We start from the raw sequence: 24571 nt of genomic DNA on the forward strand, positions 1-24571 counted from the left end.
TTTACTAGTCATAAAGCGCATCAAATCCTAAAATTGCCGCACTTATTTTAAATGGAGTTGTATATGAAACAGCTATTACTCAGCCTTTTTATACTTGGATTGAACACGGTATGGGCATCAGAAGAAATTCCACTTGAGCATTTCTTCAAATACTCGAAATATCAGAACATGAAGATATCTCCTGATGGAAAGCATCTTGCTGTGACTTTTCAGGTAGATAGTGAAGTTAGAATTGCCGTCTTGGACAGAAAGACCAAAAAGCCAAAATCGGGATTTGCTTTAGGAGAAAATATTAAAATCTACGACTTTTACTGGGCAAACAATACCAGACTGCTCATGAAGGCAGCAAAAATAGTAGGCTCTTTAGATACCAAAGCAGGAAGACCGACTCTACTGGCTGCCAATATTGATGGCAAAAAACAGAAAAACCTAGGACCAGCTTTTCGCATTCTCAGTCTTCTTCCCCATGATCCAAAACACATTCTGGTCGCTCGTTACTATTATCGAGACAAAGGAAAACCCAAAACCCACAAGTTAGATATTTATAGTGGCGATAGTGACTACGTAGCTGGTCACCCCGATAGCGATGATGTGCAAAACCTCTATGCAGATTTCGATGGAAATCTTAGAGCAGCAATAGGCTATGTAGAAGAAGACGACGTCGAGTTTGGAAAAGGAGAGTTTGTTATCTTCTTCAAAAAAACACCCAAAAGTGACTGGGTAAGATACATAGATAAAGATATGAAGCCTGGGGATAACTTTTATTTTGTGGGGATCAATGACAAGCTGCGCTTAATATACTTTATCAGTAATTATGAAACGCCAACGGATGCGCTCTACTCGCTGAACATGGATACCAATAAAAAAACACGTTTGTTTACTGATAAAACGGTTGATATAGACAACTACATTTTTGCTCATGATGGCACCTTTTTGGGAATTACCTACATGCCCGAAAAACGCCAAGTCTTCTTTGTTAATAAACAACACCCAGAAACCCAACTGCTCGAATCACTAGCCCAAGCATTCAAAGGTGACTCCGTCTCAATCACTAGTCATAACAAGGATGGCAACATTGCGATTGTTCAAGTCTATAGCGATGTTAATCCAGGAGAGTTCTTTTTATTCGATAAAACCAAAAATCAAGTCAAATACATTGGCAGTCGACGCCCTAACATAAAAACAAAGCAAATGGCAGCAGTCAACCCTATATCAATCAAAGCGAGAGATGGGCTTAAACTACAAGGCTATCTAACCCTTCCAGTAAATAGCAAAGGAAAAAATCTGCCATTAATCGTTAACGTTCATGGCGGTCCACATGGCCCACGGGACAGGTGGCGTTTCGATAGCGAAATTCAGTTTTTTGCCAACAGAGGTTATGCTGTACTTCAAGTAAACTTCCGTGGTTCAGGTGGTTATGGATATGCATTCGAAAAAAAAGGGCACAAAAAATGGGGCCGAGAAATGCAAAATGACATTACTGATGCCACACAATGGGTAATAGAGCAAGGCATTGCTAACCCAGATAAGATTTGTATCTATGGGGGAAGTTATGGTGGCTACGCAGCTTTGATGGGTGTAGTCAGAGAACCAGATCTGTATCAATGCGCTGTCGGTTATGTTGGTGTCTACTCACTCAACGAAATGTGGGAAAGTGGCGACATTCCTAAATCAGAGTCTGGTGAAAAATACTTAAGAAAAGTCATTGGAGAAGATGAAAAAGAACTCTATCAAAACTCTCCTGCTAGCCATGTCAAAAAGATAAAAGCCAAACTATTTATTGCTCACGGAGAAGACGATATCAGGGTACCCATGGAGCAATATGAAATGCTTACAGAAGCTTTGGATGAGGCAAAAATCCCTTACGAATCTATGGTTCGCGACGAAGGTCATGGCTATGTTCTAGAGAAAAATAAATTTGATTTGTACAAAAAGATGATTCAATTCTTTGATAAGCATATCGGAGGATAAAGAGCTTTTTCTTATCTAAAAACGAAAGTATTTCACCATAGAGTCACCTAAAAAACCAAATAACAAGGTGTCGCAGATTGAACAACAGGAAAGGCTGGGAAATACCCAGCCTTTCAAGCTTAATGTGCTTCGTAGTTTTTAACGAAATCTTTCAACATCATGCCCGCAGCTTCTGCCGCCCATTGAGGTTCAACTTCGGAATCATCAAATGGCTCTCCATAAGCGGTATTATGAGCACCTTCGATTTTAGCTTCGTATATCAGCTTTTCATCATCATCAAGGGAATCGATATCAACATTTGAAAGCTCTTCCTTCAGAGACTCAAGCGTTTTCAAAGCTCTTTCGGCAGCCTCTTCTTTCTTAACATTGTTGCTCAAAGATTCGATCTGCATAAATTCTCTGCTCATTACCAGCGAAGACAATGGTGCGGTCCCCATTCTATCACCAAACTCATGACGCAGTTGCTGTTCATTCTCTTTAGAAACGGTTCTTTCAGTCACATCGATACGAACGGCTGTATCACCTTTAAGATTTGAGCCATCGCCTTTTGCACCTGTTTTCATCAGGATGTCATCGGCATTAGGTGCTACAGGAAGCTTCTTCCAAGCCTCAATAGCTTCTTCCCCATTTTCAAAACTGTCCACATCCATAAAGTTCTTAAATAAAGTAGCAACTTCGGATTTATCAACTAGCTGAGACTTACCGTAGTGCTCTTTCATCTGCTCAAGTTCAGGGTCATTACTATTACCCAAATCAGTAAATGGAGACTGCTCTTGAGTTTCGTCTGCCCACCACATTGCAGAGTATTGTCCTTGATACCCCTGGAAAACAGTACATTTATCAGAACCAGGTTCTAGCTCAATCGTCACATCATGGATGCCCGCAATGCTCAATCGAATAAAAGTTCTTTCTTGAACATCTTGATTAATCATATTATAGAGCTTTTGTGAGTCCTTAGAGCCACTCAGATGCTTTGTTGGTTTATCAACAACAGATTCCGGAACTGTATCATTCAGCCGATCAATAAGCTTCTGACTTGCATTACCACAGTTCGACCAATCAGCTAACCTACCGGCTAACTGTGCTTTTAAAGAATCGTCAGAGTGGTCGACCTTATCCTCAACGGCCTTTGATGACTCCTCCATCTTATTACCTAAATCATAGTTATAACTCTTATCTAGAGTTTTCTCATTAACAAACTGATTTAAAGTTTCTTTCGAAATATCATACTTATTGAGTACTTCTTTTAACTCACCTTTTGTTAGTTGAGCACCATTTTCGAATTTCTGTCCCCAATCATTGAAGACTTTTTCTTGAACACTGCTGGATTTCATCGTACCTAACATTTCAAGAGCTTGTAAGAACACGCCACGCGACTGAGCAGGCTCTGGAGCCTTTCCGTCAACGACGATAGGCTCAAAAGATTGGTTTACACTAATATTTTTATCATCGCTAATATTGTCGTTTGTAGCGATAGTCAAAAATGCCTGCATTAACGCAGGGTTGCTTACTTGCATGATACTCTCCCTATATTTTCATTGCGCCAAATGGCATATTGGAGTCAGAACTATCTACTTCAGAAGATCCGTCATCAACACTTTCATTGAACCATAAAGATGCTGTTTTGCAACTTCCAGAAATCAGCTTATAAAGATCTTCCGCTTTAGCACTGTCTAATTCAGTCTTTGCACTAAAAGTGATAGTGTTTTCTCCAGGAGTAACACCAAATGCTCCAGAAACATCTGACGAAATTAAAAAATTTCTCTCAAGTAATTTCTTATATACTTCCACAGCCTCTAAATCTGAGAAGCTATTAATAAAAGTAATTGCAATCAACTCATTTTTCTCGGCTCGAATCCCAACATTCACTTCAATGTTATCAAAAGACAATGCGAAACCTTCTCGCTCCCTAAAGTCTAATCCAGATATTTTTGTGCGCTCCGCGAACTCTAAACTTATTGATTTGAAGTGTTCAAATAAATCCATAATTTGGCAATCCTCGTTGTGTGTAGCCTTTGTTTTATCTGAACTTGTAGTAACACCCAATGAAGATTAGTTTTTAACTTTATTGGCTAGTTAACGAAAATTGTTAATTAGTTATCAGTTTGAGGTTTATGATTGGTCAATTCGTATAAAAAAAGTACAGCAAAAGCCCCAAAAAAGTTTTTAGATTAATACTTAGTCACGCTCAAGTTTATTACTGAAACTTTATCTAGCTACTTTGGGACAACCTTGAAATCTCAATAAGAAGCAACCTTCAGAATTAGCAATCTCTAGTAGGGGCGAATAAAAGAAAACTCGACATTACATCTGGCATCAGAGATATAAGACAGAAAAATTAGAGTAAACAAATTAGTTCGAGCGCCGAGAAAAATACAGAATAACTATATATACACCTTCAATTAAAAGGGCTTATTTACTACAACGAGTGTCCTTCATCAAACGTTTTATGCGAAGCATTTTTCGGATAACCCCCATACCTCCCGAGACAACAAAGTAAAGAAAAGGTTCTGAACAGATTAAAAAAATAAATGCTTGAACTTTTGTTTAACAAGATTGGTCTGCTAAGAAAATAAAAAACCGAAAGTAAAAACACATGACCAAACTTAGACTGTTTCTGCTCAGCTTAATTATCCCCTTTATTGTTTCATGCAGTGAGGAAGGATGGGAGCAACGCTCTGCTCTCACTTTACTTCCAGGAGAAAGCATTGATGAGTATCTAAAAAGAGAGAAATTTAAAGGCTCAGTGCTTGTTTTTAACAAAGGAGCGATTGTTTATAGCAATGGGCTCGACGACTCGAACAGAGAGAGCCAACAACTCAATGATCTTGATACCACTTTTCGAATAGCTTCAATTACAAAACAGTTTACCGCAATGGCTATCATGATTCTCCACGAGAGAGGCCAATTATCGGTCGACCATCCTGTTAGCAACTACATTAGTGACTATCCCAAAGGAGATCAAATACTTCTCTGGCATTTATTAACTCATACTTCGGGTATGATAAGAGGCTTCCAAAGTTCCCCTCCGGCTAACGATGTAACACCGGAAGAATTGATTAACCTATTTAAAAATGCACCTCTACAGTCAACACCAGGAGAGAAGTATTCTTATTCTAACTCTGGCTATAAACTGCTGGGTTATATTATAGAGAAGGTGTCTGGAGTTCCTTACGCCGAGTTTATTCAACAAGAAATATTTGCTCCCTTGAATATGTCTCGCAGCGGTTTTAGCCCCAATACACCCAGTTCTGATAACAGCGCGCAAGGTTATCTGCCCGATAACTCCAGGGTGCCAGCACAAAACATGAGCTTGGCCTATTCGGGAGGAGGATTAATATCCAGCATTAATGATCTCTATAAATGGGATAGAGCACTGTATACGGATCAGCTCGTTAGTTATGAAACCTTAAATAAGATCTTCACACCTTATTTAAATAACTATGGTTATGGGTGGCTTATTCTAGAAAGCAACGGGGACAAAGTGCAACGTCATGGAGGAGCTTTAGCAGGATTCAGTTCGCTTATCGTAAGAACCCCTGAGCAAGACAGAGTCATCATTTTGCTATCAAACGAGCACATGGTTCCAGTTAATGGAATTGCAAGAAACTTGCTTCAACTTATTACTCAATAGGTAGAAGTACTGGCATATTCTGGCTGTTATGGTTAACGGCCAGAACGCCCAAAGAATCTCACATCAGGATTACCTGAGATTGTTTCGTCCAATGATTTCGGCAATACGGCATAAAGAAATCCACATCTGCTCACCAAAATACCCTATCGCCTCAGACATGCTTCGATTATGTTCCAGAGCAATCGCTTCAATTTGCTGCTCATTAAAATTAAGATCCGCAGGCAGGCTGAAAGTAAAATCTTTTTGCGGAAAAGTATCGATAATAAAAGGCTCCAACTCTTGCATAGCGGAGACAATCTGCTCATCAGAAAGCCCCGCTTTTTGATAAGCTTCCTGAAAGTACTCCACCGCATCACCATAGGTCGACTTTTTTCCTTTTGGAAATTCAATAACTTCACCCATACTCACCTCTCCTAACTTAGGCTCTATTAGCCCATTTTTATTTATTATATTGCCAGAGCTATACCCTAGTGTATACCGATTATTTGGTTAGCCACGAACCCCAGAATAAACCGATATCTAAGCGCTAGAATAGAGTCATCACTTTACACTCAAATGAACACTTAACTCTAGTTATTGGTATTACTACCCATTTATTCAATCCCAACAGAATTATTAACCAATCCTTCCCCTTTATTCACTTCGATAATAAAAGTGTCCTCATATTCGACTGCCTCCTGTATTGACTCAATAAGGGAAGAGATTTTCTGCGGATACTCACTTTCCTTACTCAAGGTAAAAAGGTTGTAGAACGTCGAATAACTGAATGGAGAAACTTACTATGTTAAATAAATTATACCTACTGTCCTTAACTGCAATAGCGCTACAAACCTTAAGTTTTGACGCCAATGCTGCCACCAGCGATAGAAAAAGTTACCCAGGATCTTATTGTGTGGAGTATGGTGACACGACATCCGAGGCCTGGTATGACTCAGTTGCCAGGTTACGCAATGATGCAACGGGCTCCAACACGTTCGTTTGTGGTGCAATGTTAGATCACGGTGCGGCAAAGGATATAGCGGTTAGTGTTTATGACGCAAACCTATTCTCAGGACAATCCGTTTCATGTTTAGCACTCACCCGTAGTCAATCAGGAGGTACTGGCTATTACACTCAAACGGTTTCATCGCAAAATGGCACCACAACACTTAACCTGGGCAGTTTGAGCTACAAGCCATCAAAAGGTTATCACTTGATTCGATGCAGTGTGCCAGGAAAGTACAACGGCAATCGTTCCGGCATTAACTCTTACTACATTAGAGAGTACGATTAATTTGACTTTTAATCACTCAATCTTGTAATAGGGTGCCATGTAGATAAAGCAACTTACTATATGGCACTCCCTACTCCAGGAGGATCTAAATAATGAAATTTTCTGTCAATATACTTTTGCTGTGTGTCAACATAGTTATGATAAGTGTATTAGTATGGCAATACCTCCATCGAGGAGAGCATCTATCGACAGTGCAGTCAACAGAGCATTCGGTTAGCCATCCAATCAAGACTCCAGCAACAAGCTCCTTAGCTTCACAAACGAATACACTCGATACAGAAGTCGCCATGGATGAAGCATCTCCAGCAGTCCATAAGCCATTGGCAGCAAAAAATCCTACCAGAACGCTTGAAGAAAAAGACAACACCTCTCCAAACGAGCAAGACAATGCGTCAACCGAGGAAGCTATTATCGATCAATATGAATCTGACTTTGCTCAGCAAGAAGGAGACAACATCTACGCATGGCAAGAAATCCAAAGTTACTTTTTTGACAAAGATATCCCCGGTGTTGCCTTTAAGTACCTTGAATGTCGTCAGCGTTCATGTCGACTGGAGTTGCAGATAGATGATCTGGATAGCCGAGAACGGTTTCTTGAAAATATGGGACTCCCTCCTTTTAATCAAGGGGGCTTTTATTATACCAATGATCAGAGTCTAATCGTTTTCACTAATCACCTACCATAATGATTCGATGGCCAGGGATACCGTCTCTAGTGGTGTCGATATCCTTGACCAGACAAACATCATAAGCTTACCTTTTTTTGAATGACTTCGAGCAGTTTATCAGCAGAAAATGTCTGTTGTTCTCCATCGCGATGTCTTAAGACAAACTCATTGCATGAAGCCTCTTGTTCGCCTGCAATAAGTACCAGCGGTACTTTCTGTTGATGAAACATTTTAATTTTTTTTCCAATCCCTTGCTGCTGAACATTAAGCACAGACGGAATACCCAACTCCAATAAGTTCTGTTGCATCTGACGACAATGCTCAATTGCCTTCTCCCCAATCGAGGCAATGGCTACAGGTTGAGGATGAACCCACTCTGGCAAATTGCCTTGATAAGTCTCAAGCAAAATTCCGATCCAGCGTTCTAATGATCCATAAACTGCCTGATGTAACATCACAGGCATCTTACGCTCTCCAGACTCGTCGACATACTCTAACTCAAAACGCCTTGGCATGTTAAAGTCCAACTGAATAGTGCCACACTGCCACTGCCTATCTTGACTATCTTTGAGCACCAGCTCTATCTTAGGTCCGTAAAATGCCCCCTCCCCTGGTTGCATTTGAAAGTCCAGTTTTGCCTCACGACAAGCTTGTTCCAATAACTGTTCAGCGCGACTCCAATCACTATCATCACCAAAATACTCTTGAGGTCGAGTCGAAATGCGAACGTCCAAGTGGTGATATCCATAGTCGCCATAGACTTTTCTAGCTCGTGCTAGAAACAAACGAATTTCGCGTACGCAATCCTGCCATCGACAAACAACATGGGCATCATCTTGAGTAAACTGACGCAGTCGCATTAGCCCATTGAGCGCACCAGAGGGCTCGTTGCGATGCACCTGACCAAACTCAAATACCCGATAAGGTAGCGAGCGATAACTTAAGACGCCACGTTTAAAAAACAGAATATGAGCCGGACACGACATTGGCTTTAAAGCACATTGAGGTTCTTCATTGTTGGCACCGCCAACAAACATATTTTCGGAGAACTTTTCCCAATGGCCAGAAGTTTCCCATAACTCTTTTTTCAAGAAAACGGGAGTCGATATTTCTACAAACCCCGATGCTTCATAAAGCTTTTGAATATGGCGTTTTACTTTGTTAAAAAGCCGCCATCCATTGGGATGCCAGAACACCATACCAGGCCCAGAAGGTTCTGAGTGAAAGAGATCCAGCTGTTGTGCAATTTTGCGATGTTTTTCCATGATTTTTGCCTCTTTGTGAATGTCTCTGAGCAAAAACCATGAACAAAAAAAAGACCCTCTGGCTTTCGCTCAGAGGGTCTTTTTTAAAAATACGTTTAAGCACTACCCTCCAAGGAATTTCTCGGTGGTAGTGGTGGTAACAAATTGTGGGTACAGATTTATAATGTTCATAATTCTAAACTAACAGCTCATAGATTTGATGTAAAGAGCAAAGTTAGGCTTTTTGAGTTCAACCATAGTCAGTGAGTTTTTACCTTTTGCGCGTCACAGCCTTCGCAACGATAAACAGTCACCAGCTTGCCAGACTTCACATCAAATTGTTTGTCTTTCCAAACTTTCCACTTATGAAAACCATGCCCGCATAACTTCTTGCGACTTTTACGCTGATTTTTTGCTTGTTTAAATGAAATAACATCAGCCATAGCGAAAACCTGTAGATCTTATTCAAACGTTATTGCTAATCCCTTTTGCTATTAAATATACCCAAAGTACTTCGAGGTGCAGCCAACACCGCAGCATCTTGAAAGGCGAAGGGTATAAAATAAGCAACATACTGTAACTCAATATATTGCTTATTCTAGCACTGCCACTCTCAAAGTGGGAGCAGCCATCTCTCTTACTGTTGAGGCACGCGTATAGGTGCTTTGGGTTGTTCTTTTGTGACAACAGGCGCTCTTTCTAATGCTTCCAACGCCACTTTCACAGCAACCTCAAGTTGGTGATCAACACCTTTCACAGAATACTTGGCCAGCTGGTCCACATCGATATCTGGCACTACGCCTTCGTTTTCAATCTTCCACTCACCCTGCAAGTTATAAAAACCACTTCGAGGAGCTGTGATGGAACCGCCATTCATCAATCGAGGAACGCCCCAAATACCCACCAGGCCGCCCCAGGTGGTTTTACCAACTAACGGCCCCAGTTTGTAGAAGCGGAACATATAAGGCAGTATGTCGCCACCGGATCCAGATACTTCATTAATCAACATCACTTTAGGCCCCCAGATACCAGCACCAGGGCTGCTAAGTGGTTGCTTATGTCTCAAGTTATTATTGAAGTAACCATTTCTTTCTCTTCTGAGAATATCAATAATATATTCGGCAATTTGCCCACCGTGGTTAAAACGCTCGTCAATTACAATGCCTTCACGATTAGCCTGAGCAAAGAAGTAACGATTAAAATACTCAAAACCTTGAGTCGTGGTGTTAGGCACCCATACATAAGCCAACTTACCTTTTGACTGCTTATCAACATAACGACGATTGTCTTCTACCCAGGCATTGCTACGCAATTGATATTCAGAAGCAATAGGCACAACCGTTACCGTACGACGGTTTTTGCCACTAGAGTTGGTAGCAATGGTCAAACGTGTTTGTTTGCCCTGAGTACCACGCAATGCTTGATAAAGATTATCACCTTTACGCAAACTTTTACCATTAATGGCCAACAAATACTCGCCGTCTTTCACCTTCAATCCAGCTGCAGCCAAAGGCGCACTGAGTTGATCAGCTGCAAACCAGCTTTCGCCTCGATAAATGCGTTTAAAGCGAAACGCTTTGTTGTTCCACTCAATATCGGCACCTAACAATCCCGTTTTCGCACGACCAATATCGGGTAGACCACCAGCACGAGTATAACTGTGGCCAACCGCCATCTCTGCACCGATGTTATCTAACAAGTAAGCCAGATCGGCTGGATGCTTTACATGTTCAACAAGAGGTAAATAATCTTGATATACCTGATCCCAGTCAGCACCATGAAAATTATCAACATAAAAATAATCACGCTGATAACGCCATGCTTCGCGGAATATCTGTCGAGCTTCCAACTCTGGCTCCACCCACTTTTGTAGGTCGACTTTCATTGCTTTGCCACTGGCCATCTTGGCTTTTGCAGCGAATGTTTTCCATTGCTTGCCAGCACGAGCCATGATCATCTTTCGGTCTGCCGATAGAGCGTATTGATTAACTCCATCTGCAATTGATTTAGCTTCGCGTTTGTCAAAATCGTAACGCATTAGCGAAGCGTCTTTGTCTTTCCACTTTAGATAAAATAACTGGCCACTAGCTCCTGCTTGCAGATGGGTCAGGCGATCTTTACTAACATCAATGGGTAAGATTCTTTGCGCCAGATTTTGCAGTTCAATGGTCAGTTTAGTTTCTTTCTCTTCATCGTCTTCATCCTTATCTTTTTTAGCCACAGACTCTTCATCGCTGCGCGGCAATAAGGGTGAACCTTCATTTGGGTCCAGTACCATATAGTAAGGTTGATAAGTCGCCTTGAACGCATTCGTAGTCATGTCTAACCAGGCTGCCGAAGGCCCAAAATCAATACTGGCTAAAAAGTATAAACGGCTGGCTTCTTGATCCCACGAAGGATAGCGTGCATCGGCCAAACCATCGGTCACGGCATAAGACTTCTTTTGTTTCATAGAGTACAAATAAATGCTGCGGAAGAAAGTTTCGCTTTCTTTTACATACGCCAACCACTGACTATCTGGAGACCAACTGAGTTCGAAAGACCAGTTAACCGATACCACAGGCTGTTGCGCTACTTTGGTTAGTTTTCCTGATTTAACGGCAAGCAGCCAGAGTTGCTGTTTCTGATCAACCAGCGCAATCTGTTTATCGTCAGGCGACCAAAGTAAATCGTGATAATATCCTTTTTCTTGCAGTTTGATGCGCTTTTTTACTGCGCCCATTTGATCGGCAATGATCAAACGATATTCTCCCGACTCATCGGATACCCACGCAATACGTTCACCACCATTAGACCATGTTGCTGCCACTTCACGACTGTCAGATGTTTCAGTGAGATTTCTCACGTCGCCATGTTCAGCGGGTACCGTAAACACATCACCTCGAGCCACAAACAAACCGCGCTTACCTGTGGGAGAAAGTTTCGATGATTCGATTAATTCATTCACGTCTGCAAAATGGTCACGATTCCATGAGAAGTCACCACGCAGATGAATATCGAGTCGCTGTGCATCCTGCTGTCCCTTTTTATAAAAAAGATCGCCATGACGTTGATAAACCAGTGAATCACCATCAACAGCATACCCCATTACGTCATAGCCTTTGTGCTCTGTCACGGCTTCAACTTGAGCGCCAGCCACAGAGTAGCGAAAAACATTCGCGACTTGATTACGGTTAGACATAAAGTAAATATAATCACCCTGCCACTGAGGAGCCCACTCTTTTGCACCATTGGCTGGTAACAAAGTCTCTTCAAGAGATTTTAGATCAATAATTCTTAAATCCTGATTCTGACCGCCACGATAATTACGCCAGCCGTCATCCCAACTACCTTGACGACGAAAAACCAGTTGCTTGCCATCTGCAGAATAGTCACCATGAAGCGCACGATTCATTGGTAAAGATGTCGGCATACCGCCGTCGGCAGAAATACTCCACAACTGACTCCATGCACGAGGCGCATTCGCCCGCCCACTCGAGAACAGAACATTTTGACCATCAGGGCTCCAGCCAACCGCACTGTCGTTGCCGGGATGATAGGTTAAGCGCTTGGCTTCGCCACCATTGATCGATACAACGTAAACATCGTTATTACCATCATACTGACCGGTGAATGCCACCCATTGCCCATCAGGCGATATGACAGGGTTTGACTCCTGTCCTTGAAAGCTGGTTAGCCGGGTGGCCGTTAAGTTATCTAGCGACGTTTTCCAAATATCCCTTGCGTAGGTAAATACTAATGTATTTTGATGTAACGAGGGCTCACGCAACAACCGCGTACGGTCATCTTCGCTATTCGCCCAAGCCGATGAGCAAACACCTGTAAGTAGTAATAGAGCTAAACTTTTTTTCACTATTATGGCTCCTGGTATGGCAGTCATTTTTACGTTGTAGTAATAATTTCGCAAGACGACAGAGATTATCTAAAGTGTCCCATTATGCCTATCGAGCGTAAACGAGACGAATAAAAATTGTTAATAGCCGTTTCAGACTTTTATGGCAGCTTTGACTAATTGCACAGCTTTTCAAAACAAAGCATTCCCAGCACTCGGCCCTTACTCCTTAACAACAGAGAAGAAGCGTCCTTTCCAGGCAATGGGAAACAAACTGATAAACATAACCACCGCAACGACAACAAACTCGGTACGTGAGTTAAAAAATACTACATAGCCAATAATGGCAAAAACAATCCAGGCATATACCAACATAAAACTGTTTTGCTTGAGTTTTATCTGGCAATGAGGGCAACGAAAGTGTTTATCCCATTTTGACTCCCCGACACCTTGTTCTAGATACTCATTATGGGTAGCCTTTTCGTGACATGAGGGACAAGAAATCAGTTTAATACGTTCATGAAATTCCATAATATTCTCTTTTAATCATTGACGATGTTTAGTTTTTCGAGTCGCCACAGCAGTAAGCGGATCATCCGGCCAGGGATGCTTAGGATACCGACCCTTCATTTCTTTCTTAACGTCATCGTAGCCATGACTCCAGAAATTGGCCAAGTCTTGAGTAATTTGCAAAGGACGGCGTGCAGGCGACAACAAATGCACCACCACAGCAATCCGATTTTGAGCGACCCGAGGCGACTCTTTAACACCGAACATCTCTTGCAGTTTTACAGCGAGAATGGGTTGTTCTCCCTGCATGTAATCTAAAGTAATTTTGGAACCAGAAGGAACAGGCCAATGGGTTGGCATCAGCTCATCCAGTTGTTGCTGTTGAGGCCAGTCCAACAGACTAAAAAGAGCTTGTTGCAAATCTTGCTCAGTGATCTGTTTGATGGCTTTTTTGCCGACAATAAAAGGTGCTAACCAATCATTCAATGTCACTGCCAGTTGCTGTTCAGAAACATCAGGAAAAAGGCTTTCAAATTCGGCAACGCTTCTTAGTCGTTCGATACGAGCTTGCCATTGACGTAAGTGAGGTGTCCAAGGTAAAGCCGCGACGCCCATCTTTGAAATTGCCGCTAGCAATCCCTGGGTCAATAGTTGAGGCTCAGGCTCGCGCACGGCCTCTCGCTCCAAAACAAGCGCCTGATAACGAGAAATATTCTCGACCTCTACCTGCTGGAGTTTATCGTTCCAATGATGCTCTTGCTGGCGCACAACCTGATCACCAAAAGCCTCAATGACATCGCTTTTATCAAGGGGGGCCGTTAAACGGATGTGTCCGTGTCGATCATTACCGCTGATATCAACGGCTACCAGCCAATCGAAATCGATCATAAAGTCATCGGCAAAGGCAGCGCCGCTGCCGTTAGCCAAGCGATAACCTTGGCCTCGTTTTTGTGCAATCCGATCGGGGTAGGCATAGGCTAGCAACAAACCGAGAGTTTTATCATCGGCCTCTGTCTCTGTAGGTAAGCTCCCTACCAGCTGTTTGAGTTTATTTTGAAGAGAGGTCGCCTGTTGCATAATGCGCTGATAACGAGTGTTGCGTTTGTTTTGTTCCCGCTGCAACAGCAATAAACGCATTAAAATATCTGGATTACGGCCTTCATCACCAGAAAGAATGTCTCTCTCTTCTAACAATGCCGCCAACAAACAAGCCGAACGTACCAACTTCATGTTGATCGATTGAAACAACATGTTCGCCAAACGAGGATGGACGCCTAGCTTCAAACTCTGTTGGCCAGTGCGAGTAATCCGATTCTCTTTATCTAAAGCAGATAACTGACGCAGCAACTTTTGTGCTTGTTGATACGCCCCCGCATTAGGCATATCCAACAGTTTTAGCTCAGTGGGTTCAAATACGCCCCACTGAGCCAACTCAAGCACCATAGGAGCCATATCACTACGAAGAATTTCGGCACGAGAATAAGGCGCCAAAGATTCTGATTCAGGCCATAATCGATAACACTTGCCAGCACTTAAGCGTCCAGCTCGCCCTGCACGCTGCTCGGCAGAATCTTTAGCAATACGTCGAGTCACCAGGCGGTTAAAACCTCGTTGTGGTTCAAACTCACTCTGACGCATCCAGCCCGAATCAATGACCGCCTGAATGCCAGCTATCGTTAAACTGGTTTCGGCAATGTTGGTTGCAAGAATGATCGTTCGCTGGTCTGGCAATGGTCGAACTGCTTTTTGCTGTTGCTGCCAGTTAAGATCACCATAAAGCACCGACACTTCTGGTCGCGGCAGTCCCTCCTGCGAAAAATCGAAATCATTGATTCGTTCCTGGGCACGCAAAATGTCTCCCACACCGGGTAAGAACACCAATACATTGCCCTGAGTTTCGATGAGTGCCTTTTTGACTGCTGGCAACAGTTGTTCAAGCCTATCCCGGTTTGCCCTGCTCGCCATGAGGTATTCCGTTGTCACTGGATAACGACGACCCTCACATTGGATCACAGGCGCTTCATCCAGTAACGCAGAAACAGAAGAGGTATCGATAGTGGCCGACATAACCAACAGTGACAGATCGTCACGCAGTGCTGATTGCACCTCATAAGCCAGTGCCAACCCAAGATCAGCATGAAGACTGCGCTCATGAAATTCGTCAAAAATAATCAGAGCAATGCCAGTCAGTTCGGGATCTGACTGAATCATGCGCGTCAGTATTCCCTCGGTAATCACCTCAATACGTGTGTGTGGTCCAACCTTAACGTCATTACGGATCCGATATCCGACGGTTTCACCTACCTGCTCACCCAACATCTCAGCCATACGCATAGCCGCATTACGCGCAGCCAGACGACGTGGTTCGAGCATCACAATTTTTTGGTTGGATGTGACATCCCCTAGCAATGCCAAGGGTATCAGTGTGGTTTTGCCTGCACCGGGTTCGGCTTGCAGAATTGCCCGTTGATGTTTGGCCAGTTGCTGGCGAACATCGCCAATCACCTGACTCACAGGCAATTGGCTTTGTGCAATCACAGCATCAAGGTTTTGCATGAGGTTTTATCCACTTAAGGGTCTCTGGGCCAATGGCCAATCAGCAGACCTCACTCACTTAAGCTAATACCGACTGCAACCACTGCGAAATATCAGCAATCTGTGGCGGGCATACCGCATGCTGCATGGGGTAGGTTTTATAAGCGGGTTTAAAGTTAAGTTCTTGTAACGTCTGAACCGCTTGCTGTCCTAAGATCTCAGGAACCACGGGATCTGCTGTTCCGTGAAACACATGAATAGGCAAAGATTGGTTAGCAGGGTTAACCTGAATGGTGTCTTTAGTGGCAAAATAGGTCGACATGGTCATTAATCCTGCCAAAGGTTTGTCATAACTCAAAGCCGTTTGATAAGCCACTGCTCCGCCCTGAGAAAATCCAGCTAACACGATACGTTTGCTATCAATTCCTCGTTCAATTTCGCGTTCAATCAATTGCGTAATCGCAGCCGAAGATTTTAATATCTGCTCTTCATCAATCTCTCGCTCAATACTCATTGATAAGATGTCGTACCAGGCACGCATCACCATTCCACCATTGATAGTGACTGGAATCGTCGGTGCATGAGGGAATACAAAACGTGCTCCCAAAGAAGCAGGCAGCCGTAGTTCGGGCACAATAGGCTCAAAGTCATGTCCATCGGCTCCCAGACCATGAAGCCAGATAACCGACGCAGTGACGTCTGATTGGGTTTCAACTTCGACGCAGGGTAAATAAGACATAATAATTACTCGATAAATAGTCGTTTAGATGAGCGCATTGTAAGTGGAAATCAAGCAAAGAGGAAGAGACGGAAGGCCGCTAGTCGTTTCCCTTAAAGGGATCAGGGCAAGAGGCTTCGACTTTGAGAATGTTGTCATCAATCAACTGACTCGTTTCGTTTAATATGCGGGGAAAAAGCAAGTCATCATAGCTTGAATGGTTAAAATGTAATCCAACCCAGGCATTGCGGCGGGCTTTTTTGGCTGCGTACAAACATTCATCAGCGATTCGAATCATCTGTTCGCTGGACAGTGCTTCTGGCTGCTGTCGAACAAATGGAAAACAGGTAAAACCGATAGAACAAGTGCGCTGAATCATCAATCCATTGCCAATATCAAACTCATGACTTTCGACAATTGAGCGGAGTTTTTCGGCCAGAGTCGCCCCCTGTTCTCGGTGAGCAAAACGCGCCACCACCAAAAACTCTTCACCACCCCAGCGAATTAAATAGTCTGACTGGCGAAATACCTTGTCCAACAACTTAGGGAACTGAAGTAATACTTTATCACCAGCGTCGTGCCCATAGTTATCATTAACCGATTTAAAATGATCGACATCAATCACAAAGAAGATACAGTCGGAATAAAGTGGAAGGCCTTCACCCAGACGCTGAGCATCTCGATAATCCTGAACAACTCGCATCAGATCGGCTTCAATAAACCGCTCCAGGAAGCGTCGATTATGCAAGCCGGTTAACTCATCAGTCAGACTAATGCCTTCTAGAGTGACATAGGCTTCTTCAAGCTCATGATTCTTTTCTTTGAGCTCCTGAGTGCGCTCTGCTACTTTTAGCTTTAGTTCGCTATTAAGTCGCGACTGAACGTACCGGCTGGTCAGTGATAACAGCAATAGAAAAAAGAAAATAGAACCAATAATCCACGCGTTACGTAGTAAGCGCTGCTTGGATATTTCAACTTCCTGTAATTGTCGATTGCGTTTGAGTATTTCAATTTCGTGAGCTTGTTGAACAAAATCAATCTGACTCTGAAAACTCCCTATCGCCTGCACTCGGTTTTCGTTGAGCAAACTGGTATAAACGGACTTATAACTCTCAAAAGCTTTCAACGATTGATCAAAATCCCCTCTGGCCAGATGAATCTGGGTGAGTAAATCGTAAACCTGAACCACTTTTTTCTTTTCACCAACAGTGTCACTTTCTAACAACGCCGCTTGCGCATAGCCCAGAGCTTGTTCATATCGTTTGCTTTTGAGTGCCAGCTGAGAAAGCAATATCCGAATTTTTAAAACCAGGCCTTCAGACTCTTCGTTCTCGGCCATTTTTAAAGCTTCATCAAGCGTAATGCGAGCTAAATCAAAATTACCCTTTAATGTTGCATGCTCCCCGAGCAGGCTCATTGCCCATGCGCTGTTTCTTCTATCCCCTTGCTTTTGAAACAGACCAAGAGCCTCTGTTAATTTATCTTTTGCCTGCTCAAACTGATTGAGTCGCAAATAATTATCACCAATTTTAACTAAGCTAAATCCGATGGATGTGGGATTTCCCAATGTGACGTCAAGTTGATAAGAACGCTGAAAATATTGCAGTGACTCTTCGTAATTTCCTAGCTCTCGATAAATGTCACCAATGTTGTACAAAGAATCCGATAAGCCGTATTGATCTTTTATCGCCTGCCGCAGTTCTAATGCCTTTTTATGCACTTTTAAGGCTTCCAGATAATCGCCTAATATGCCTAAGGTTACCCCCATGTTATTCAGCGTTTGGGCTTCACCTTCACGATCACCAATCGCTTTTCGAATATCCAAAGACATTCTATAAAATGTTAATGCCTCGTAATAACGAGTAAGGTTACGAAGTGCAATACCAATATTATTAAGAGAGGAGGCTTTTTGTTCATTATTATTATCCTGCTCGAGAAGCTCTAAAGACTGTTGAGAGTATTCTAACGACTGATTGAACCGATTTAACTTTAGCAACACCTGCCCTAATATACTCAGGGCCGCTCCACGATGCCCCTCACTCTGCTTTGAGCGAGCTAAGTCCAGAGCCGATAGTCCAGATTGCTCTGCTAATCGATGCTGTCCTTTAATCAGATAGGTTCGAGCTAATAATAGGTGAATATCAATTTCGATAAAGGGCTCACTAGAATCCGCTACTCTTTCTAGCGCTTTGTTTAATGCGACAATGGCTTGCTCCGGATTCTCCTTTTGCTCTTTTTCGGCAATACTGATTAATGCTTTGATAACACCTTCATCAGCCTGAGCAGGAACTGCCGCAAAGCTAATAAAAAAGCACAAAGTAAGTAATAAAAGCCGAGAAATCATCATAAACGCATTAAAAGCTGAGCCATACTGTCAGGGGGCAGCACATAACATTCTATGGTGAAAACCTAACCATAGAATGACCAGGGCATGCTGCACTTTAATTAGGAAACTGAATACTAAAGCTCACTCTGACTGAAGGTGTCATGATCAAGCTCTTGCATGTAACCACTAAGAGAGAACTCTTCAAGCTGTTTTATGTATGGAGCAATACTGATTTCTCTCTCTTCTAACCATATATCATTATAGTAAGACTCCAGATAACGTTCACCCGCATCGCAAATTAAACTTACCACACTCCCTTGTTTATTTTGTTCCATCATGGCGGCTAATAACTTTAACGCACCATAAACGCTGGTTCCGGTGGAACCTCCACACTTTTTGCCAATGACGGTCTCTAACCAACGAACGCAGGCAATAGAGGCAGCATCAGGAATACGCATCATCATATCCACAACATTAGGCTGAAAAGAAGGCTCTACTCGAGGTCTACCAATTCCCTCAATGAGAGACGTTGACGAAGATGCAATCCCCGATTCTCTGGAAACAAAATAATCATAAAAAACAGAGTTTTCAGGATCAACCACAGCCACTTTAGTTTTGCCATACAAATCAGCACGGTAGCGAACATAGCGACCAATGGTCGCAGACGTACCTCCAGTTCCCGCACCCACAACAATCCACTCAGGGACGGCCATCGCCTCCATCTTCATCTGCTCAAAAATGCTTTCGGCTATATTATTATTGCCACGCCAATCGGTTACACGTTCGGCATTACTAAACTGGTCCATGTAATATCCTCGCAAGTCCTGCGCCAGGCTCTGTGCTTGTACATAGACTTTATCGGGACGAACTTTGATACATTCGCCACCATAAAACTCGATCTTCTCGAGTTTTTCTGGGGCAGTATCCATAGGAACAACAGCAATAAATCTAAGTCCTAACATACGAGCAAAGTAGGCTTCTGAAATCGCTGTGCTGCCAGAAGAGGATTCAATAATAGGGGTTCTCTGGTGGATATCGCCATTACACAACCCATATAAAAATAAAGAGCGGGCCAGACGATGTTTCAAACTACCGGAGGGGTGAGTGGACTCATCTTTTAGGTACAAAGCAACTTTATCACCAAAACATGGTACGTCCACTTTAATCAAGTGAGTATCTGAAGATCGATTCTGGTCCGCAAGAATTTTATACACAGCTTGATGAACCCACTGTCGATCATCAAACTTGCTGGACATGTGCTTAAACTCGCAGGACTCCATAAATCGGTCTTCTTAGTCTCGTTATTGTCTAATCAATTTAGACCAATATGAGAGATTTTACCCGCTTGTAGGTTTTTAAAAATGAATTTGAGATGATTAAGAAATAAGCCCTGCGACAAGGCTGTGCTTTAAGCAAGTTAAGACGCTTGATACTTAGCTGATGGTCCTACTTTTTCTACCAATAAGAAATAGCCACGTTAATAACATAGAGCATAAGAGTCGAAGAAAACTCAAACACATACAACACAATTACGTCCATTTTCTTTGGCTTGATACACCGCTTTGTCCGCTCGCTCAAAGAGTACCTCAAAAGCACCGTCCGAGAGGCATAACTCAGCCACACCAATACTTACCGTCACAGGAATACTATGAGGGTTCAGATCTGCAACTTGTTGCCTGATTGAATGGGCTCGAGCTTTAGCTTCATCAATATGGCACCGGTTAAACAAAATTAAAAACTCTTCACCACCAATTCTGGCAACAATGTCTTCTGACCGTGTCTGCTCATTAAGCAAGTGAGCAAGCTCTTTAAGAACACAGTCGCCAACAGCATGGCCATGAGTATCATTAATGTTTTTAAACAGATCCAGATCCAGGATCAAAAGAGAAATAGGCAGTTGGTGTCGAGCAGCTTCAGCCCAGATCTTAGAGGATGCTTCTTCAAGATAATAGCGATTATAAAGCCCGGTGAGCTGATCGTGCATTGCCATGCCTTCAAATTGATCTCGCTTTCGCTTGAGCAAAATAATGGTGCTCAAAAATATAATGGCAACAACCAACAATAAGATAATAATCGACAAAGCCCATATATACCCTTGATACTGCTGATAAAAACTAACCGGTTTATTTAATATAATACTGGACTCTAGTATGTCGTCGTTGTTGATATCAAAGCGCTCTAGTAAATGATGATCAAAAATATTAACCAGTGGACTGCCCTTTACCGGAATATCATCAACTGGCTTGCCTCGCATAATTCGTAGCGCAATATTAGCAGCCGTTTGTCCCTGAAAGTTAGGGCTGGTGATCTTGCCTCCAACGACCCCTTGCCCTACGACATCCCAAACACAATAGGTCGGATAATCACTGGCTTGACTCACTAACTTAACGCTTTCTTCACTGGATAATGTCGCGCCCGAAGGCGTTCTTAAATAAATAGCCCACAAAACCAATGAGTTTTCAGGAAGACTGGAAACAGTAGACTGAATAGTTTCGGGAGACAAATTGTGTAGGTGATTGATTCGAGCTCTATTTAAAAATTGAGACTCGGCTCGGTGAAGCAGATTCTTAAAAATCAGCCCTGAGCGAGTATTATCAGTAATAGCGTAAATATTTTTGGCTTCTGGATGCAGCGCTAACATAAGTTCGATGGTGCCCGCCACATCGTAGGACTCATAGATCCCGGTATATCCCTTTTGTCCTCCGAGTCGATCCTCGTCAAAATCATTTAGCCCAGAAAAAACAACAGGGACATCAGGAAACAATTCGTCTCGATACTTTAACAAAAAATCCAGCGCATGATCATCAGAAGAAATAATAGCGTCAAACTTTGCATGCTGAAACTTAACAGCATAAATATCCTTTAGTTGCTCGAAATACTGCTCCCCCGAATGACGCTTTGTGTCCATGTAGTTAACAAATAACTCGACATCATCACGTTCATCAAACACCGAAAGCATGCCAGCCATGATCCGGTCAGTCCAATGGAACCCGTGATGATAGGCATGCAAAACTAACACTCGCTTTTTATGGGAGTTGGCAGCAACACTTTGTATCATCAATAAGCTGATAATACATAAAACACCGCTGTATATAAGCTTATTGTTTGGCATCACCAACAGCGCATTTCCCGATTCTATGAGTAAACGACAAGAAACCAATCATCAAATAACTCAAATCATTATAGTGCAAATCATCGTATTTTGATAACAGAATACCCCACTAACGAGGTATCTAATAGAAGAGATAATTATAGAACAAAGTTGAAATAATAACTTTTGAGTCTTAAAAAACAGAATGACTGCATCAATAAAGCATATTGATGCAGTCTCTATGGTTGTATTTGAGCAGGGGGATTACGTTGTCTATGCAGCCAGTTCTTCTTTCTGACTTTTAGGTTCTGGTGTGCGAATCAAATAGTCGAAGGCTCCAAGCGCTGCATTGGCTCCGCTTCCCATAGCGATGATGATTTGCTTATAAGGTGCGGTGGTAACGTCACCAGCAGCAAATACACCAGGCATAGAGGTTTCTCCTTGTGGTCCAATGACGACTTCGCCTCTTGGTGACAGCTCCAGACTATCTTTCAAGAACTCTGCATTAGGTACCAGACCAATCTGAACGAATATGCCCGCAAGTTCGATGGTTTTGGCTTCATCGGTGGCTCGATCCGTATAATTTAAGCCAGTGACTTTGTTTCCATCACCAAGTACCTCAGTGGTTAAGGCTTCAGTGATAATATCAATGTTACCCATAGAACGAGCTTTGGCCTGTAGCACTTCATCGGCTCGAAGTTTGGTATCAAACTCGAGCACCGTTACATGCTCTACAATACCCGCTAAATCAATAGCGGCTTCAATTCCTGAATTACCACCACCAATAACCGCAACACGCTTGCCCTTAAATAAAGGTCCATCGCAATGAGGACAGTAAGCAACACCTCGACCTCGGTATTCCTGCTCACCAGGAACATTCATTTCTCTCCATCGAGCACCCGTTGCCAATAAAACAGAACGACTTCGTAGTGTTGCACCGCTTTCTAGTGACACTTGCACAAGCCCACCCACTTCTTCTGCCGCAACGATACCGTCAGCTTTCTGATTATTAATAATATCAACATCATAATCACGAACATGCTCTTCGAGGCTGGCTACTAACTTGGGGCCTTCAGTCGCTTTTACAGAAATAAAGTTCTCAATGCCTACGGTGTCTAACACCTGACCGCCAAAACGGTCGGCAACCACTCCAGTGCGAATACCTTTACGAGCACCATAAATAGCAGCTGCCGCACCCGCGGGTCCACCGCCCACTACGAGTAAATCAAAATCGTCTTTCTGATTCAGCGCTTCAGCTTGTCGCTCTGAAGCATTGCTGTCTACTCGAGTCAAAATTTCGCTTAACGATATACGCCCTTGCGAAAACTTTTCGCCATTCAAAAAGGTCATGGGTACAGCCATCACACTTCTTTGATCGACTTCTTCTTGAAACAAAGCACCATCAACCATGGTATGAGTAATGTTGGGGTTAATGGCAGCCATCATGTTGAGTGCCTGCACAACATCAGGGCAGTTCTGGCAACTTAACGAAACAAAGGTTTCAAAGTGATAGTGTCCATCCAATTGACGCACCTGCTCGATCAGGTCAGCATCTATTTTCATCGGATGGCCACCACTATGTAATAAGGCTAAAACCAGAGAGGTAAATTCGTGACCGAGTGGAATACCAGCAAATCGAATTTCAGTCTGGCTCGCTTTAGAACGCACCAACATAGAAGGCGTTCGTTCTTGCTTGTCACTTTCGTCAACCAGGGTAACCAGGGGAGAAAGCTCGGCAATTTGTTCGACCAGAGTTTTAAGTTCCTGTGATTTTTTGCTTTCGTCGGTAAACGCGACCAGCTCAACAGGTGTTTTTAAACTTTGTAAATAATTTTTCAGTTGATTTAATACATTCGCGTCTAACATAACAGCTCCCAATGAATCGAAACAGAATGGTAGTAGAGTGATGTCCGCTGCACTTTGCAGTATATTGGCGATAGCAAAGTGTCGGTGATGGTGAGTTCCTGATACGCAGCTCAGGAACTCACACAAGATGACAATAGGGTTTAGATTTTGCCAACCAGGTCCAAAGAAGGCGCTAGAGTTTCTTCACCTGGCTGCCATGCTGCTGGGCAAACTTCGCCGTCGTGGTCAGCAACATACTGAGCCGCTTGAATTTTACGTACAAGCTCTTTAGCAGAACGACCGATCCCTAAGTCATGAACTTCGGCAACTTTGATTTCACCTTCAGGGTTAATCACAAAGGTTCCACGTAAAGCTAAACCGTCTTCTTCAATCAGTACACCAAAGTTACGAGCAATGGTTGCTGTTGGGTCGCCGACCATAGGAAACTGGATTTTGTTGATGGTGTCAGAGCTATCGTGCCAAGCTTTATGAGTAAAGTGGGTGTCTGTTGATACTGAGTAAACTTCTACGCCCATTTCTTTTAGCTGAGCGTAATGATCTGCCATGTCGCCTAACTCAGTAGGGCAAACAAACGTGAAGTCAGCAGGATAGAAGAAAACCACAGACCACTTACCTTTAAGATCCGCATCACTTACTTCAACAAAGTCACCGTTATGAAAAGCTGTTGCGTTGAAAGGTTTGATTGTTGTGTTAATCAATGATTGAGTCATTTGTATTGCTCCTTAAGAGTTTTTTAACGTTGTATTTCGTAAACACTGGAGCCAGTTTAGAAAAAAACTTACCAACGGTGAAATCGATTGTTTGAATCATTACAATAGATTTTACCAATGGCTTTTTACTTGCAAAACCTCTAAAGCCCCCTTTAATATAGTTAAAACCTTTTAATAAAAGAGATTTCATAGG

19 protein-coding genes are annotated in these 24571 nt (G+C 42.8%); 4 read left to right on the forward strand and 15 right to left on the reverse strand.

Annotated elements, in window-relative coordinates:
- The first annotated feature begins 63 nt into the window (after positions 1-63).
- On the forward strand, positions 64-1971 hold the full coding sequence (locus NH399_RS02500) for a S9 family peptidase (protein ID WP_253036839.1): 1908 nt from the start codon (positions 64-66) through the stop codon (positions 1969-1971).
- Positions 1972-2090: 119 nt separating this feature from the next.
- Here NH399_RS02500 and NH399_RS02505 read toward each other — a convergent pair whose 3' ends face one another.
- Complete coding sequence (locus tag NH399_RS02505) at positions 2091-3488, reverse strand: hypothetical protein (protein WP_253036840.1); 1398 nt, start codon at positions 3486-3488, stop codon at positions 2091-2093.
- Positions 3489-3498: 10 nt separating this feature from the next.
- Entirely contained in the window at positions 3499-3957 is a 459-nt protein-coding gene (locus NH399_RS02510; RefSeq protein ID WP_253036841.1) for a type III secretion system chaperone, read from the reverse strand.
- 610 nt (positions 3958-4567) lie between these two features.
- Between NH399_RS02510 and NH399_RS02515 the strand changes: the two genes are divergently transcribed.
- Entirely contained in the window at positions 4568-5605 is a 1038-nt protein-coding gene (locus NH399_RS02515; RefSeq protein ID WP_253036842.1) for a serine hydrolase, read from the forward strand.
- A gap of 69 nt (positions 5606-5674) precedes the next feature.
- On the opposite strand, the gene NH399_RS02520 is transcribed toward NH399_RS02515, so the two are convergent.
- A complete protein-coding gene (locus NH399_RS02520; protein ID WP_253036843.1) occupies positions 5675-6007 on the reverse strand; it encodes a hypothetical protein in 333 nt (110 codons plus the stop codon).
- A 379-nt stretch (positions 6008-6386) separates the two neighbouring features.
- On the opposite strand from NH399_RS02520, the gene NH399_RS02525 reads away from it, so the two are divergent.
- Both NH399_RS02525 and NH399_RS02530 read left to right on the forward strand, forming a co-directional pair.
- Positions 6387-6878, forward strand: coding sequence for a hypothetical protein (locus NH399_RS02525; RefSeq protein WP_253036844.1), 492 nt, complete (start codon positions 6387-6389; stop codon positions 6876-6878).
- Positions 6879-7015: 137 nt separating this feature from the next.
- On the forward strand, positions 7016-7564 hold the full coding sequence (locus NH399_RS02530) for a hypothetical protein (RefSeq protein ID WP_253036845.1): 549 nt from the start codon (positions 7016-7018) through the stop codon (positions 7562-7564).
- Positions 7565-7623: 59 nt separating this feature from the next.
- Here NH399_RS02530 and thrS read toward each other — a convergent pair whose 3' ends face one another.
- The 12 genes from thrS to NH399_RS02590 form a co-directional block, all read right to left on the reverse strand.
- Entirely contained in the window at positions 7624-8844 is a 1221-nt protein-coding gene (gene thrS, locus NH399_RS02535; protein WP_256489223.1) for a threonine--tRNA ligase, read from the reverse strand.
- A gap of 206 nt (positions 8845-9050) precedes the next feature.
- Positions 9051-9233: a hypothetical protein gene (locus tag NH399_RS02540; protein ID WP_253036847.1), complete on the reverse strand. Its 183-nt coding sequence runs from the start codon at positions 9231-9233 to the stop codon at positions 9051-9053.
- A gap of 194 nt (positions 9234-9427) precedes the next feature.
- Positions 9428-12643, reverse strand: a complete 3216-nt coding sequence (locus NH399_RS25800; protein WP_253036848.1) for a PDZ domain-containing protein — start codon at positions 12641-12643, stop codon at positions 9428-9430.
- A gap of 201 nt (positions 12644-12844) precedes the next feature.
- On the reverse strand, positions 12845-13153 hold the full coding sequence (locus NH399_RS02550) for a hypothetical protein (RefSeq protein WP_253036849.1): 309 nt from the start codon (positions 13151-13153) through the stop codon (positions 12845-12847).
- A 15-nt stretch (positions 13154-13168) separates the two neighbouring features.
- Entirely contained in the window at positions 13169-15688 is a 2520-nt protein-coding gene (gene hrpB, locus NH399_RS02555; RefSeq protein WP_253036850.1) for an ATP-dependent helicase HrpB, read from the reverse strand.
- Positions 15689-15746: 58 nt separating this feature from the next.
- Positions 15747-16406 (reverse strand): alpha/beta hydrolase, encoded by a 660-nt coding sequence (locus tag NH399_RS02560; protein ID WP_253036851.1) that lies wholly within the window; start codon positions 16404-16406, stop codon positions 15747-15749.
- A gap of 79 nt (positions 16407-16485) precedes the next feature.
- Entirely contained in the window at positions 16486-18732 is a 2247-nt protein-coding gene (locus NH399_RS02565) for a tetratricopeptide repeat protein (RefSeq protein WP_253036852.1), read from the reverse strand.
- Positions 18733-18845: 113 nt separating this feature from the next.
- Positions 18846-19967 (reverse strand): PLP-dependent cysteine synthase family protein, encoded by a 1122-nt coding sequence (locus tag NH399_RS02570; RefSeq protein ID WP_253036853.1) that lies wholly within the window; start codon positions 19965-19967, stop codon positions 18846-18848.
- Between the two features lie 254 nt (positions 19968-20221).
- Positions 20222-21823, reverse strand: a complete 1602-nt coding sequence (locus NH399_RS02575) for a diguanylate cyclase (protein ID WP_253036854.1) — start codon at positions 21821-21823, stop codon at positions 20222-20224.
- A 252-nt stretch (positions 21824-22075) separates the two neighbouring features.
- On the reverse strand, positions 22076-23668 hold the full coding sequence (ahpF, locus tag NH399_RS02580) for an alkyl hydroperoxide reductase subunit F (RefSeq protein ID WP_253036855.1): 1593 nt from the start codon (positions 23666-23668) through the stop codon (positions 22076-22078).
- 140 nt (positions 23669-23808) lie between these two features.
- Positions 23809-24378, reverse strand: a complete 570-nt coding sequence (ahpC, locus tag NH399_RS02585; protein WP_253036856.1) for an alkyl hydroperoxide reductase subunit C — start codon at positions 24376-24378, stop codon at positions 23809-23811.
- On the reverse strand, positions 24359-24568 hold the full coding sequence (locus NH399_RS02590) for a hypothetical protein (protein ID WP_253036857.1): 210 nt from the start codon (positions 24566-24568) through the stop codon (positions 24359-24361). The genes ahpC and NH399_RS02590 overlap by 20 nt, the downstream gene beginning before the upstream one ends.
- Positions 24569-24571 lie beyond the last annotated feature (3 nt).

Source organism: Pleionea sp. CnH1-48 (assembly GCF_024124665.1).
In the GTDB taxonomy this organism is placed as follows: domain Bacteria; phylum Pseudomonadota; class Gammaproteobacteria; order Enterobacterales; family Kangiellaceae; genus JAMXSB01.